Origin of the sequence: Peijinzhouia sedimentorum, from assembly GCF_049340005.1 — a bacterium.
In the GTDB taxonomy this organism is placed as follows: domain Bacteria; phylum Bacteroidota; class Bacteroidia; order Cytophagales; family Cyclobacteriaceae; genus CAXBDP01.
Map to the genome: position 1 here is coordinate 167,153 of NZ_JBMPIY010000006.1, position 15,256 is coordinate 182,408.

Here is a 15,256-nt window from a genome sequence, read left to right on the forward strand (position 1 = left end):
AAACTGATTATATGAGCACAGAAAAAAACCTTCAAGGAAAAATAGCTTTAGTAACTGGTGGAAGCCGAGGAATTGGAAGAGCTATTTCGCAAGCACTTGCCGAAAGAGGAGCTTTGGTTTATATCAATTTCCGCAAAAGAGAAAGCGAAGCCCAAGAAGCTAAAAAGCTTATAGAAAAAGCGGGAGGTTCCTGTCGCCTATTACAAGCAGATATTAGCAAAGAAGAGGAAATTCAAAGTATCATTGATCAGATAAAAGAAGAAAGCGGCGCATTAGATATTTTGGTGTCCAATGCGGTGACTGGTGTACTAAAGCCAATTTCAGAACTGTCCGTATCTGATTGGCACTTTGTGATGAACACCAATGTCTTATCTCTAATGCACCTAGTGCAAAAGGCTTTGCCCATAATGGAAAATCAACCTTATGGTAGAATTATCTCCTTGTCTAGTCATGGCTCCTGGAAGGCTTATCCTATGTATGGATCCATTGGAATTTCAAAAGCAGCACTTGAGACTATGTCCATGTATTTGGCTGATGAGCTGGCTCCTAAAAATATTACAGTGAATGTGATAAGAGGTGGAACCGTTAAAACTGATGCCATCAAAAATTTCCCAAATTTGGATAAAATGCTTGCTCAACTTACTAAGCAAACACCAATGGGTAAACTAACTTCAGCAGAAGATATTGGTTCTTTGGCTGCTTATTTATGTTCAGCTGAAGCTGGAATGATTACCGGGCAAAATATCACTGTTGATGGAGGAATTAGTATTCGCTAACCTCCCGCAAAAACTCATCAATTAAATGAGCGGTTTCCTCAGCTGACTCCCAATGTGGGTAATGTCCCACTCCTTCCAAAAAGTTAATATTTGCATTTGGCACCAATTCATGGTAGCGCTTTGCCATATGTATGCCAGATACAGGGTCTAAAGGCCCATTTATTAGCTTCATCATCACGCTAGCATTAGTCAAGGCAGAAACCCAACGATCTCTATTTCTGTCTCTTTCAGGAATATAATTGACGAGTTTTGCCGCCAGTCTATTTCCGTGCTTGTAGGAGATTATTGACCAAAAGTCATCTAACTCTTTTTCTGTTGGTTGATTATTTTCACCAAATACTGAGGAAAAGCTTTTCCCAAATCTGCTTCTGCCAACCAAACGAGAAACCAAACCGCCAATCTTAGACATGAACAATTTCTGAATAAGTCGAGGTTTATGTGTTTCTGGGAAAAGACCTCCATTCAGAAAAGTAATCGACTTCATTTTCAAAAAGTAATTTTCATCTTCGAGACTGCGAGCGAGCATTTCTTGAACTACACTTACACCATAATCGTGCGCTACAATGTGGCATGTGTCAATTCCCAAGCTACGCATCAAAGCCTCAACCAAACTTGCCTGATCATAGATAGAATAATGATATTCAGTAGGTTTGGAAGAAAACCCAAAGCCTAAAAAATCAGGTGCAATAAGTCGATAATTTTCTTTTAATGATGGCCAAATCTTTGCCCAATCCCATGAGGAAGTAGGAAAGCCGTGCAAAAACAAGACTGCTTCGCCTTTTCCTTGTTCTTTAAAAAATATGGGCATACTTCTGAAGTTGAAATATAGCCCTGTTTGCTTCCAACTTTCAGGTGATATTACTTTTTGCATAATGGTATTATTGGAGCTTTATAATTGTAACTATTAATTTATCGTATTTTTTCTCTACTAATATAGATAAACAACCTTTGCTTAAGGTCATCTATGTTATTCTAACGAGTTTTAAGTAAATTGTTTGCCAAACCTCTCGCCTTATGAAACTCAACAGACGCAATTTTATTTCAGGATTAGCTGGGGCAAGTAGCCTATTATCTATCAAGGGTCTCAGCCACAAACTATTGGCTGCAGAAGTAAATGATAGTTTAGCCAAATTAAAACAATCTTCAAATTATAATGCTATAGAAGATGAAGATATTTGGAATGGAATAAGGCAAGCTTTTACGTTAAATCCCAATATAATAAACCTAAATAATGGGGGAGTAAGTCCACAGCCCAAAGTGGTGCAAGATGCTATGGATCGGTATTATAGATACAGCAATGAAGGACCGACCTACTTTATGTGGCGAATTTTGGATCAAGGAAGAGAACCTCTTAGAAGTTCCTTGGCAGATTTCGCAGGGTGTTCTGCGGATGAATTGGCCATAAATAGAAATACTACAGAGGCTTTAGATAATGTGATTTTTGGATTGGATTTGAAAGCCGGCGATGAAGTGATTCTTACCAAGCAAGATTATCCAAATATGATACAAGCTTGGAAGCAAAGAGAAATGCGGGAGGGAATAGTTCTTAAATGGCTAAGTTTTGATTTGCCAATTGAGGATGATCAGCAATTTGTAGATGCTTTTGTAAATGCCATTACACCTAAAACCAAGGTGTTTCATATCACGCACATGATTAATTGGACTGGACAATTATTGCCGGTGCGCAAACTTTGTGATGAAGCACGCAAAAGAGGGATTTTTTCTGTAGTAGATGGGGCTCATACTTTTGGGCATATTGAATTCAAGATTCCCGACTTAGGTTGCGATGCATTTGGTACAAGCTTGCACAAGTGGCTTTGTGCACCTTTTGGTACCGGCCTTTTGTACATTCGCAAAGATCGGATAGCTGAAATTTGGCCATTAATGCCAAATGTAGATCCAAAAAGTAGCGACATTCGGAAATTTGAAAATATTGGAACCCGCTCCTTTGCACCTGAACAAGCCATTGCTACTGCATTGGACTTTCACTTGGCTATTGGCAGCAAAATGAAGCAAGATCGACTTCATTATCTCACCAAGTATTGGTCGGAAAAGGTAATAACTCACCCGAAGATTAAATTGAATACTTCCCTCAATCCCAAGTATGCCTGTGCATTAGCAAGTGTGAGTATTGAAGGATTTGAGCCCGGTGAAGTTTCAAATTTTCTGTTTGCCAATTACAAAATACACACAACTTCTATCGTTTGGGAGAATATAAGTGGAGTAAGAATCACACCTCATGTATATACACTTACCAAAGATTTAGACAAATTAGTGGAGGCCTTAATTGCAAAAGCAAATTCTTAAATGTCAAAATATTATAAAGTAACCATAATAGGTTCGGGAAATGTAGCTTGGCATCTTTCAAGAGCGTTAGAGGATGCAGGCCATTTCGTTTTAGAAGTATATTCAAGAAACATAAAAGATGCTATTTCATTAACAAAAAGGCTATATGATGCAGAAGCTGTTGATAGTCTAGATTTTTCAAATAGTGAATCGGAGGTTTTTATTTTAGCAGTTTCAGACTCTGCCATTGAGGAAATCGTGGGGGAAATTATTCTTCCAGACAATGCCATCATTGCACATACATCTGGCGCCATGTCTATTTCGGAATTGGGTTATGCTCCTACAGAGCATTTGGGCGTGTTTTATCCGTTGCAAACTTTCAGCAAAGGAAAGATCGTAGACTGGAAGCAAATCCCAATTCTGATCGAGGCCGAAACACAAGCATGTGCTGATGCACTTGAAACGCTAGGTGAAAGTATAAGTAGCCGAGTACTCTCAATAAATTCTGCCAAAAGACAAGAAATTCATTTGTCTGCAGTCTTTGCCTCAAATTTCACCACATATATTTTGAGTTTGTCCGAGCAAATATTAGCGGAAAGGAAACTTGACTTCGATTTGCTTAAACCACTCATTGCTGAGACAATTAATAAGTGCTTTGACATGAGTCCATACGATGCACTCACAGGTCCAGCACGTCGAGGCGACATGGAAACCCTAAATAGACACATACAAATGTTGGAGGGTAATCAAAGTCAAAAAGAAGTGTATAAAATACTCAGTCAACAAATTTTGGATGCCTATTTTGAGGGTTAAAGCTGATTTTGAAAAATGATTCTGGATATTTGTTGTATTTGATTTCCAATCCTTATAACTTTATCAGTGTTTCGCTGTATCCTCATATTTTTGAGAAAGTTAGTAGACTTAAAGTATTAAGAAGCAATAGATTTCAGTAGATTTCAATTAAACCAATCGTCAGCCATGACAAGAATTTTTACAATTAGTATTTTTTTAACCTTTATGGCAAGTATTGCCATAGCACAAGAGGTTCAATGGGCGTCAAAGGTCATGGAAGTTTCCAGTCAATTTCAGACAGGTATTCCAGGGCCATATTTTTCTAATCAGCAGGTGCTTAACCGCCCGAATGCAATGCCGGCAGGAGGTAGAAGAGCTAATGCATGGATGCCAGCTGAATTTGAAGGTCGTGAAACCATCAAAGTTGGTTTTCATCACCCACAAAGGGTAAGTCAAATCGCCATTTCTGAATCATTCAATGCTTCTGCGGTGAAGGAAGTGTACGTGTACGATTTCCAAGATGTACCTTATCTAGTCTACACTCAAGAGCCTTCAATGGTAGCAGAGAATGGCCGTGTATTAAATATATACTTGGACAAGACTCCCTATGATGTATATTCTGTAAGGTTGATACTCGACGGTTCAGCTATTGGAGATTATTATGGAATTGATGCCATTGGTATTTCTGAATCTACTGATCCAATTGAAGCAGAAATTTTAACCGCTGAAAACTTGAATCCAATGTTTATGGCTGAAAGAGTTAGCGAAAACGTAAACAGTCCATTCAGTGAAACTGCTCCAATTTATGCTCCAGACAGCCAAACACTATATTTCAGCAGAGCTGAGCACCCTGAAAATTCGGGAGGAATTGAAGATCCAATGGATATTTGGTACTCAACTTACAACCCGTCTACAGGTGATTGGAGTATGGCTCAAAATATTGGCTCTCCATTAAATAATAGTGGAGCGAACTTTATGACGGCCATTAAGGCTAATGGTGCGGATTATGTAGCTGTCCTTGGCAATACTTACAGAAATGATGGCACTATGAGAACAGGTGTGTCTGTTACAGGTAAACCTGCTACAGCTGGTCAAGACGCTTGGGAAGAGCCTGCAACATTTAGAATAGTAGAAGATTATAATTTTAGCGATAAAGTTGATTTCACTCTTTCTGAAAATAGAAGAGTTTTAATAATGTCAACGCAAAGAAACGATGGTCGTGGAGATAGAGATCTTTGGGTGAGTTTTTTACAAGAGAACGGTAATTTTTCAAGACCACTTAATTTAGGTGGAAATATCAATACTGCTTGTGAAGAAGCATCTCCATATTTGGCTCCAGATTTTAAAACATTATACTTCTCGTCTTGTGGGCATGCCGGTTATGGTGGAATGGATATCTACATGACAAAGAGATTGGATGACTCTTGGACAAATTGGTCCACTCCTGTAAACCTAGGTCCATTGGTAAATGGTGCAGAAGATGAAATGCATTTTAATTCAACTCCTGATGGAAAAGAATTTTACTTCTCTCGCGGTGATAAAAATGGTGACATGGACATCCTAAGAGCAACTACTCCATTATTCAGGGATCCTCCACATGAGGTTCGAATCATTGGTAAGGTTTACGACAATGAGAATAAGAACCCTTTGAATGGTAGAATTGCTTATTACGATCAAGACAATAATTTGAAAGGCCATGCAATCACTAATGCGTCTGGATATTATGAAATATACCTTGATGCTCAGTCAACTTACACTTACAAAATGGAAGTAGATTGCTACGAGAATTTCTCAGCAAATCTTGATTTAAATATTCCAGTGGATTCTACTTTGGCGCTTGTTGACTTGTATTTGGAACCAATTTATTTGGAAAGCTCTCAAGATTTAGCAGTATTTTTCAACTTAGGCTCTGCTGATTTGAAAATGGATGAGTCTAGCCAGCAATTAGATTTACTCTTTAATTTCCTTCGTTCGAACCCTGGTGTTTCTGTGGAAATTGAAGGCCATACTTGTACCATTGGAGGAGAAGAGTTGAACAACAAACTATCGATGGATAGAGCAAATGCTGTACGACAAGAAATGATTGAGCGTGGTATTGATGGATTTAGAGTAAATGCTCAAGGATTTGGCTATACTCAGCCAAGAGCGAGCAATGATACTGAGGAAGGTCGTGAACAAAACCGTAGAGTGGAATTCACTATCAAGCAGAACACTAAGTGTAATTAGAATTAAAAAATTATTTTATTTCAAAAGCCGCTCATTGAGCGGCTTTTGTGTTTTAATGAGGTCTGTGATTCTCACAAATTGATCAACCTCCTGCTTTTTATGTTTTTGTATTGATCATTAGCATCCTCTTCAAATTGTCAAAAGCTTCTGCAAAGAAAAAATCTCTACAAAGCAATTAATTGACTATTAAGCCTTTCAATTTTCTTTGTCTTAGGTAAAAAATGATTTATCTTTCTAAGACAGCATAGAGAAATGATGAATTCAGACACTATAATAGACGGGCAAATTGAGAAAATCCAGAATGTCTTTCGTCTTCAACAAAAACAAGCAAAACTGACTGGGCTCGAAACGTATTCTGAGCGGGTGGAGAAATTGAAAAAGCTTGAAAAATGGATTAAAGAGAATCGAGAAAAGATTAAGGATGCTATTTTCAAAGATTTTAGCAAGCCGCCTGAAGAAGTTGATATGACTGAAATTTTTGCTGTGTTGTCAGATATCAACTATAATGTCAAGCACCTCAAAAAGTGGATGAAGCCACAAAAGGTACATACGCCATTGACGCTTTTGGGCACAAGTTCATACTTGCAACATGAAGCAAAAGGAGTTTGTTTAATTATAGCTCCTTGGAATTACCCTTTCCAATTGGTAGTAAGCCCGCTTATTTCTGCAATTGCGGCAGGTAATACGGCTATATTGAAACCTTCAGAAATAACACCCAACACTTCTAAACTGATTGTGGAGATGTGCAGCGATGTGTTTGATCCTTCGGAAGTAGTTGCATTCGAAGGAGCTGTTGAAGTCTCCAAAGCCTTGCTTGAATTGCCTTTTGATCATATTTTCTTTACAGGAAGTCCGGCAGTCGGAAAAATTGTAATGGCTGCTGCTGCTAAAAATCTAACGTCTGTTACATTAGAGTTGGGAGGTAAATCACCAACGATTATTGATGAAACAGCCAATTTGGAAGATGCTGCGGAGAAGATTGTTTATGGCAAATTTGTGAATAATGGACAAACTTGCATCGCTCCAGATTACTTACTCGTGCATCAAAAAGTTGAGTTTGGACTAATTGATGAGATTCGAAAGGTTATAAACAAGATGTTCGACCATGATGGAAAAGGTATTGATAACTCACCAAATTATGCGCGGATTGTAAACGAGAAGCACTATTTCCGATTGGTAGAATTGATAGATAATGCAGCATCCAGTGGAGCAGAAATCCCAATTGGAGGAAAGTATAAATCAAATGAGCGATTTATTTCGCCTACCATTATTCGAAATATTCCTAAAGACTCAGCGCTATTGGATGAGGAAATCTTCGGTCCAATATTGCCAATTGTCACTTTCACAGATTCTCAGGAATGTGTTGATTTTATTAATGATAGACCCAAACCACTTGCTCAGTACATTTTCTCCAAATCATCAGAAAATCAGAAATTTATCCTGAATAATACAAGTGCGGGAGGAGTGTGCATCAATGATTGTTTGATCCACTTTATGAATCATGAACTGCCATTTGGTGGTGTAAATAATAGTGGGATTGGGAAATCTCATGGCTTGTTTGGTTTTAAAGAGTTTTCCAACGAGAAGGGAATTTTAAAGCAGAGAATTGGCCGTACAGCTGTTAAGCCACTCTATCCACCATACAGCTCAACCTCCCGCAAAATGATTGATTTCCTAATGAAATATTTTTAGTCAATGATTGTTTGGAAACCTTGGCAGGAAGCTTTACTTAAAGAGATTGCAAACACTTTTGTGCCTGCTATAAAAGATAAAGAAGGAGCATTTTGGCAATTCGAAGGTGGAACTATAGCCACTGCTGATTGGGTAGCCATACTTATAAGTAAGCAGTTAAAGGCCGATCAAAATGAATTTTTTCAGTTACTTAAATTGATGAAAAGTCCACTTCTTGGACTGACTTGGAAAGGAGGTTTCAAGAATTTTATTTCATTATCCTCTGATGAAAGAGAGCAATTATTTATAAGCTGGGCCAATAGTAAGCAGGGTAAATTGCGTAAAGGATTTACTTCACTTAAAAAGATTTTCACATTTCTATCCTATGGTCTAAGTAATGAAAATGGTCATCCAGCTTGGGAAATAATTGGTTTTCCAGGTCCAATCTCAAACCCTAATCCTGTACCTAAACCAATATCACTGTACCTCCCGCCAAACGATGACACCATCATAACTCAAGTACTTGTAATAGGAAGTGGAGCAGGTGGAGGAGTGATAGCAGGCGAGTTAAGTAAAGCGGGTTTGGAAGTATTGGTGGTTGAAAAAGGAAGCTATTTCAACGAAGCAGATTTTAGCCAACGAGAAGTCGAAATGGTAAGTAAGCTGTATGAGCAATCTGGCGCATTGAATTCTCGAGATGGAGCAGTCACAGCACTTGCTGGCAGCTGCTTGGGTGGTGGAACAACTGTAAACTGGGCAGGCTCATTTCAAACACCGGATTATATCCGACAGGAATGGACTGAGATTCATGGAAATTCTTTTTTTACAGAACATTCATTTCAAAATAGCCTTGATGAAGTTTCTCAAAGAATTGGTGTGCGCTCCGATTATATTTTTCACAATCCACAAAATGAAGCATTGTATGAAGCTTCAAAATCCTTAGGTCATAAAATTAGGACGATACCCATCAACCAGAAATTTCCAAAGAAGGAGGAAATGTTCAGGCTAGGTTTTGGAAGTTTGGGAGATCAATACGGTGATAAGCAGAGTACATTGAAGACATATTTGAATGATGCTTATGATAATGGAGCTAGGATAATGGCGGATACCGAAATTCAGAAGTTGACAATTGAATTAGGTAAAATAAAGGGAGCAGAAGGAGTTTATACAGATAAGGACGGCTGCAAAAAGAGTATAAAAATTATAGCGGATAGAGTATTTGTATGTGCTGGGGCTATTCATACACCCGCTTTGCTTATTCGAAGTGGGCTCACTCATTTACAAATTGGTCGAAATCTCCATCTTCATCCAACTGTTGCTGTTGCGGCTTATTACAGGCAGGAAATGAATTCGTGGTACGGCCCAATGATGAGTGCCGTAAACGATGAGTTTACAAGAATTTCTGGTAATTATGGTTTCAAACTGGAAACTCCACCCACCCAATTGGGACAATTTGCAATGTCTATTCCATGGACGTCTGGCTATGAGCACAAACGGATGATGTTGAAGGCCAAAAATATTGGAACTTTCATTGTACTGTCACGGGATAAATTTGCTGGCAAAATTGCTGTGGATGTACATGGGAAACCTAGCATTGTTTACAATCTAAAAGAATTTGACCTAAATCATTTGCAAAAAGGAATGATTGAAGCAACAAGGCTTCATTTAACTGCCGGTGCGGAGGAAGTGTATTTTCCACATAATAGTATGAGGACTTTCCTTAAAGAACAAGGCATAAAGCAACTTGATAATTTTGGTAGAGAAATGAATAGTTGGGGATGGCGACCAAACCAATATATGCTATTTACGGCACATCAGATGGGAACTTGCCGAATGGGAGCAGATGATAAAAAGCATCCACTCAAACCCAACGGAGAACTGCGGGAGGTTAAAAATTTGTATGTTGCAGATGCGAGTGCATTCCCTTCAGCAAGTGGAGCAAATCCGATGCTCACTATTATGGGCATTGCGCACCATATAGCCAAAGAGCTAGTCGGATAGATTATAAAGAATCGAGATTTTCTAAATATTTTTCTGCTTGAGTAAACAGAGCTGTTTTGTTGGAATACTTCATCTTGTCCAGTGTATTATATACAAAGCCAATGCGAGGGTTTTTCTCTAGTTTATTTCTATTTACATGGTAAAAATTCCAATAAAGACTGTTGAATGGGCAAGCCTTTTCACCCTCCCGCTTGGTTTTACTGTAATGGCAAGCTTTGCAGTAATTACTCATTTTGTCTAGATAATTACTCGTGGAGACATAGGGCTTGGTTCCAACCAGACCACCATCAGCAAACTGACTCATACCTCGAGTATTGGTGATCTCAACCCATTCAATTGCATCGATATATATTCCCAAATACCATAAATCAAGTTCTGAAGGGTCAATTCCTGCAAGTAAAGCAAAATTCCCGGTTACCATTAATCTTTGGATGTGATGGGCGTAAGCATTTTCCAACGAGCCGTTTATGGTTTTGGATAAGCAATTCATTTTGGTGTTTCCGTCCCAAAACCACGATGGAAGTTTTCGCGAATGCTGGAAATAATTCATTTTAGCATAATCAGGCATTTTGGCCCAATACATACCACGCATATATTCTCGCCAACCTACAATCTGCCTGATGAAACCCTCCACCTGAGAAATAGAAATAGTATCTTGATTTTCTCTCCAATACGCTATCGTTTCTCTTACCACCTCCAGTGGACTGAGCATTTTTACATTGATTGAAAAGGAAAGTCGAGAGTGATTGAGATAGGTGGATCGGGTGTCCATCATATCCTGATAGGTGCCAAATTCCTGAAGGTGATTCTTAAGAAAATAATCAAGTAGTTGAAGCGATTCTTTACGACTTGTAGGCCAAGGAAAATGCTTCTCATCAATATTACCAATACTTGCAATTTTCTCCTTTTTGAGCATTGCAACGATATCACTCACATCTTTGTCAAACAATAGCGGTTCTGGTGCTTGGAAATCCTCCGTCCAGCCGTGTCTGTTATCATGGTCGAAATTCCATTTTCCTCCTTCAGGCCCTTCGTTGACCATTAGTAGATCATATTTTTTGCGCATACTGCGATAAAAACTCTCCATCAAGTAGGTCTTCTTGCCTTTGAAGAAATTGGACAATTCATCACGTGAAGTCAAAAAGTGCTCAGAATCTGCTGCCGTAATAGGAATTGAAAGTTGATCCGCTAGTTTGCTTAGTTCTTGATCTAATCGATACTCATCAGGCAATTGATATTCGAATTTGTTGAAATCCTTTTGCTCCGCAATCCATTTCGCATTAGATGAAATACTTTTCTTATTATTTGGGTCATCCAATTTCACATAAATGACTTGATGACCATTTTCATTAAGTTGCGTTGCAAAAGCCCTCATAGACGAGAAAAATGCTACAACTTTCTGAATATGGTGGCTTACATACTCACTTTCGGAATGTGCTTCGATCATCAAATAAGTAACATCTTCTGATTGCTCAGCAAACCATGAATGTTGGCTATTGAGTTGGTCGCCGAGGATGAGTCGTAGAGTTTTATTTGCCATTTGAATGTTTTAGCAATTAACTCTGCGATAGCTGCAAAGTTTGGAATTAGCTTAATAAATCAACTTCTGATACTACCTTCAACTACATCGAAAAATCCTTGAATCATTTGTTTCGGAGAAGTGCCGGTTTCTTTGGCAAGGATATTTCCTTTTACCGAAATCAATTGAACCACGCCTGAAGCCATAGCCCAGAGCGATTTGGAAATTAAGCTTGGGTCAATATTGGGTTTAATACTTCCATCTTCTATGCCTTCCCTCAGGCATTTTTCAAGCAAATGCACAATATCCAGAACCATCAATGTGGCAATTTTTTGAAACTTCTCAGGGCTTTTGGGCTCAAAAAATGACATGAATTTGTAATAATCAGGCTGTTCTTGTGCAAATGCAAAAAATGTAAGACCCATTGCTCGCACCTTCTGAAAGCCATTTTTGGCGCTCTCAATATCTTTCACAAAACGATTGAGCAAATGATTGTGGCCACGCTTTGCAATTTCTTTGAATAACTCATCTTTGCTGCGATAGTACACATAAAGCGTAGCCTTACTCATGCCTACTTCATGTGCAATCTCGTCCATGGTAGTTTCTAACACGCCTCTTTCCATAAAAATAGATTCAGCCACGTCCAATATTTTCTTTGAGCGCTGGAGTTTATTTTTGGTTCTTTTAGAAATTTCCATGGTATTCGGTCATTAATCAAATTCTACCTTGAGCCTATAAAAAGCCATAAATTGAGTAAATTTAATTTTTAAAAATAGTGAAATTTATTTGCATAGATATTGCATGATAAGTTTAGTTTTTATTTCAAAGATAAAACCTTCCCATATGAACTAATATCGTTCATTTTCAATAGAGAGTATAAGAACAATTATTAAATAGGAAATTTCTTGAACCATTTTTTCGTATTATATATATCATGAAAAAACTTGCCATTATCATTACCTCGGTCATAGCCGTTATTTTTTTATTGCTCATTCTTATTCCAGTTTTATTCAAGGAGCAAATTTTTAATGAAGCAAAGGCACGAATGGAGCAAAACCTAGATGCTCAAGTAAATCTGAATCTAGATCAAATTTCGATCAGTGGGTTACGTGCTTTCCCAAGTCTAAGTGTCGCTATTCGGGATTTAACTATTGTGGGTAAAGGTGAATTTGAAAAGGACACTTTGTATACAGCTAGTAATACGCTTATGCATTTGAATTTATGGAAAATTGTAGTTGACAAAGTTCCGGAGGTTAACCTAATCCGACTTGAGAATCCTAGTATTTCGGTGAAAGTATTGGCGGGAGGAAAAGCCAATTATGATATATATCTGAGTGATGAAAGCGCCGAGACAGATGTTGCCCCAGATGAGACTTCCAATCCACTTGCACTCAAGAAATTTGAAGTGGTGAATGCTAAATTCCGATACGACGATCAAGATTTGAAATTTTCGACCTTCATCGACGGGCTTGATGCTACTGGGGATGGAGATTTTACTGCAGATATTTTCGATGTTCGTACAGAAGCATTAGCCAAAAAAGTGGATATGATGTACGATGGTGTTAGTTATTTATCCCAAAAGGAAATTGCCCTTGATGCCACTTTAGGGATCGATTTGCTTAAGAATTTATATCAATTCAAAGAAAATACGATTCGCATAAATCAATTTGTGTTTAGCACTGATGGTCAATTAGTGCTATTAGAAGAGGGTGTTGATTTCGATATGAGCTTTGCTACAGATCAGAATGAATTTAAAAATCTGCTTTCCTTAGTTCAGGGCATTTATAATGAAGGCTTCGAAGGACTTTCGGCTAATGGTACTTTCGATTTTGATGCGGCAGTCAAAGGTATATATGCCTATGATGATTCAAGAATTCCAAGTTTCAATTTCGATTTAGCGATGGCGGATGGTAATTTCAAATATCCGGATTTACCATCTGCGGTTGAAAAAGTTAATTTGAAAGTTAGTGTTGTCAATACAGATGGAATCTTGGAGAATACTTCTGTTAATATTCCAAATTTCAGTGCGATGCTGGGAAATAACCCTGTAACCGGACGACTGAAAATTGCCAATCTCCGCGATTATGAAATGGATGGTCAGCTCAAGGCGGCACTTCCATTAGAGGAGTTGATGGATTTGTTTCCAATGGAGGGGTATGCTCTCGCAGGCGATTTAGATTTGGATGTGAAAGCCCAAGGAATTTATGACAGCACTCGCAATATAATTCCAACTATCGATGGCTTGTTCAAGCTCGCAAATGGAAGTATCAACACTCCAGACTTGCCAGCACCAATCGAACAGTTGAATTTCACAAGTACTATCCTCAATACCTCCCGCCGTTTGGCCGATACACGTGTGTCAATTGAGCCTTTTTCCTTCACTTTTCAAGGTGAGCCACTTGAAGGCAAACTTTTACTGACAAATCTGGAAGATTATACTTGGGATGCATTTATTAAGGGAAATATAGATTTAGAGCAAATGAGTGCATTTGCCGGCCTGAAAGAAGGGACTGTTCTCAAAGGAAAATTAAAAGGCGAGTTGAGTACCAAAGGCAAATACTCTGACCTAGAAAATGAACGGTATAGTCAATTGCCTACATCTGGCAAAATGGATCTGAAAGCTTTTTCATATGTAGGAGAAGATTTCCCTGAAGGTATAACCATACCTACAGCTGAGCTTGTGTTCAATCCGACCCAACTAAGTTTGAATGACCTTGTAATGACAGCGGGAGGAAGCGACTTTCAAGGCTCAGGTTATCTCACCAATTACCTTTCCTATTTTCTAGGCGACGACAGTATTCTAAAAGGAAGGTTCACCACGCAATCCAATTATGTGAATTTGAATGAGTGGATGACAGCGGAAGATCCCAATGCTCCTGTTCAACCTGAAACCAATTTACAAGCGTTTATCATTCCTGAGAATATAGATATAGAGCTAGTAAGTGGAATCACTAAATTGGATTATGAGAAATTTAATCTTAGGAATATCAAAGGTGTAATCAAGGTGAAAGATGGTGTAGCTCAAATGAATAATGTCGCATTCGAAATGCTTGATGGCAAATTTGCGCTTAATGGTTCTTATGATACTAAGGATAAAGTGCAGCCAGCTTTCGATTTCGATTTTGCTATTAATGATATGCCAATTAAGTCAGCATTTTTGAATTTGGAGACAGTACAAGCTTTTGCACCAATTGCTAGGCACGCAGAGGGATTATTCAATACTTCATTTAAAATTAGTGGTCTTCTTGGCCAAGATTTGATGCCCGTTTTGACAAGTTTGGATGGAGAGGGATTGGTAAAATTGCTAAATGCTAATCTACAAGATGCGCCAATTGTAGATGCCATTTCTAAATTTGCAAAGACGAATCTTAAGAATATGTCTTTCAAAGATTTGATTCTGAAAACGGAGTTCAAAGATGGTAAATTGAGTGTGCAACCTTTTAATGTAGCGTGGGGAGAATATAGCGGGGTGATTTCAGGGAGTACGGGTTTCGATGGTTCACTTGACTATGATATTTCATTGACGATTCCCGCCAATAAGTTTGGCACAACTGCTTCGGGGTTCTTGAGCAATATGATTAATAGACCTGTTAATACAGCTAATGAAATTAAGCTTGAATTGGGCATGACAGGAACTTATTCACAGCCCAAAATCAGCATTGAAAATAGGCTAGATCAAAGTGTTGCTAGTTTCTTAGGGATTGATACTGGAGGAAGAACTGCTGGTCAAATGATGACAGATACGCTTCAATCTGTAAAAGATTCGCTTACCATGGAATTGAAACAGAGGTCGGATAGTTTGAAGAAAGTTGTCCAAGATTCTTTGAAAAAGGAAGCTGATGCAGCAAAATCCAGAGCTTTAAGAGGATTAGGCAATATGTTGCGCAAAGAGTTGGAGCCTCCTAAAAAAGATACGACAACTGTAAAAGCAGATACTACTAAAGTAGTGAAGCCGGACACCACCAAAACGGGTAATTAACCTCTC

The 15,256-nt window shown here is 38.4% G+C and carries 10 protein-coding genes; 7 read left to right on the forward strand and 3 right to left on the reverse strand.

The genetic code is table 11. From position 1 onward, the window contains the following. Positions 1-11 precede the first annotated feature (11 nt). Positions 12-776, forward strand: coding sequence for an SDR family oxidoreductase (locus ACOXY8_RS10480; protein WP_458331540.1), 765 nt, complete (start codon positions 12-14; stop codon positions 774-776). Here the strand turns inward: ACOXY8_RS10480 and ACOXY8_RS10485 are convergent. Next, positions 763-1,647 carry an alpha/beta fold hydrolase gene (locus ACOXY8_RS10485; RefSeq protein WP_458331541.1) on the reverse strand — a complete coding sequence of 295 codons (885 nt, stop codon included), beginning with the start codon at positions 1,645-1,647 and terminating at the stop codon, positions 763-765. The two genes, ACOXY8_RS10480 and ACOXY8_RS10485, sit on opposite strands and share 14 nt — an antisense overlap. Before the next feature lie 143 nt (positions 1,648-1,790). Here ACOXY8_RS10485 and ACOXY8_RS10490 point away from each other — a divergent pair, with 143 nt between their 5' ends. The 5 genes from ACOXY8_RS10490 (at position 1,791) to ACOXY8_RS10510 (ending at position 9,752) form a co-directional block, all read left to right on the forward strand. Further along, positions 1,791-3,083, forward strand: a complete 1,293-nt coding sequence (locus ACOXY8_RS10490) for an aminotransferase class V-fold PLP-dependent enzyme (RefSeq protein ID WP_458331542.1) — start codon at positions 1,791-1,793, stop codon at positions 3,081-3,083. Beyond that, positions 3,084-3,875 (forward strand): Rossmann-like and DUF2520 domain-containing protein, encoded by a 792-nt coding sequence (locus ACOXY8_RS10495; RefSeq protein WP_458331543.1) that lies wholly within the window; start codon positions 3,084-3,086, stop codon positions 3,873-3,875. Positions 3,876-4,040: 165 nt separating this feature from the next. Next, complete coding sequence (locus ACOXY8_RS10500; RefSeq protein ID WP_458331544.1) at positions 4,041-6,080, forward strand: OmpA family protein; 2,040 nt, start codon at positions 4,041-4,043, stop codon at positions 6,078-6,080. Between the two features lie 252 nt (positions 6,081-6,332). Next, positions 6,333-7,772, forward strand: a complete 1,440-nt coding sequence (locus ACOXY8_RS10505) for an aldehyde dehydrogenase family protein (protein ID WP_458331545.1) — start codon at positions 6,333-6,335, stop codon at positions 7,770-7,772. Between the two features lie 3 nt (positions 7,773-7,775). Further along, a complete protein-coding gene (locus ACOXY8_RS10510) occupies positions 7,776-9,752 on the forward strand; it encodes an FAD-dependent oxidoreductase (RefSeq protein ID WP_458331546.1) in 1,977 nt (658 codons plus the stop codon). 1 nt (position 9,753) lies between these two features. Here ACOXY8_RS10510 and ACOXY8_RS10515 read toward each other — a convergent pair whose 3' ends face one another. Together ACOXY8_RS10515 and ACOXY8_RS10520 are read right to left on the reverse strand one after the other, a co-directional pair. Continuing rightward, positions 9,754-11,292: a cryptochrome/photolyase family protein gene (locus tag ACOXY8_RS10515; RefSeq protein ID WP_458331547.1), complete on the reverse strand. Its 1,539-nt coding sequence runs from the start codon at positions 11,290-11,292 to the stop codon at positions 9,754-9,756. A gap of 59 nt (positions 11,293-11,351) precedes the next feature. After that, a complete protein-coding gene (locus tag ACOXY8_RS10520) occupies positions 11,352-11,969 on the reverse strand; it encodes a TetR/AcrR family transcriptional regulator (RefSeq protein WP_458331548.1) in 618 nt (205 codons plus the stop codon). A 236-nt stretch (positions 11,970-12,205) separates the two neighbouring features. On the opposite strand from ACOXY8_RS10520, the gene ACOXY8_RS10525 reads away from it, so the two are divergent. Further along, positions 12,206-15,250: an AsmA family protein gene (locus tag ACOXY8_RS10525; protein WP_458331549.1), complete on the forward strand. Its 3,045-nt coding sequence runs from the start codon at positions 12,206-12,208 to the stop codon at positions 15,248-15,250. Positions 15,251-15,256: the final 6 nt, after the last annotated feature.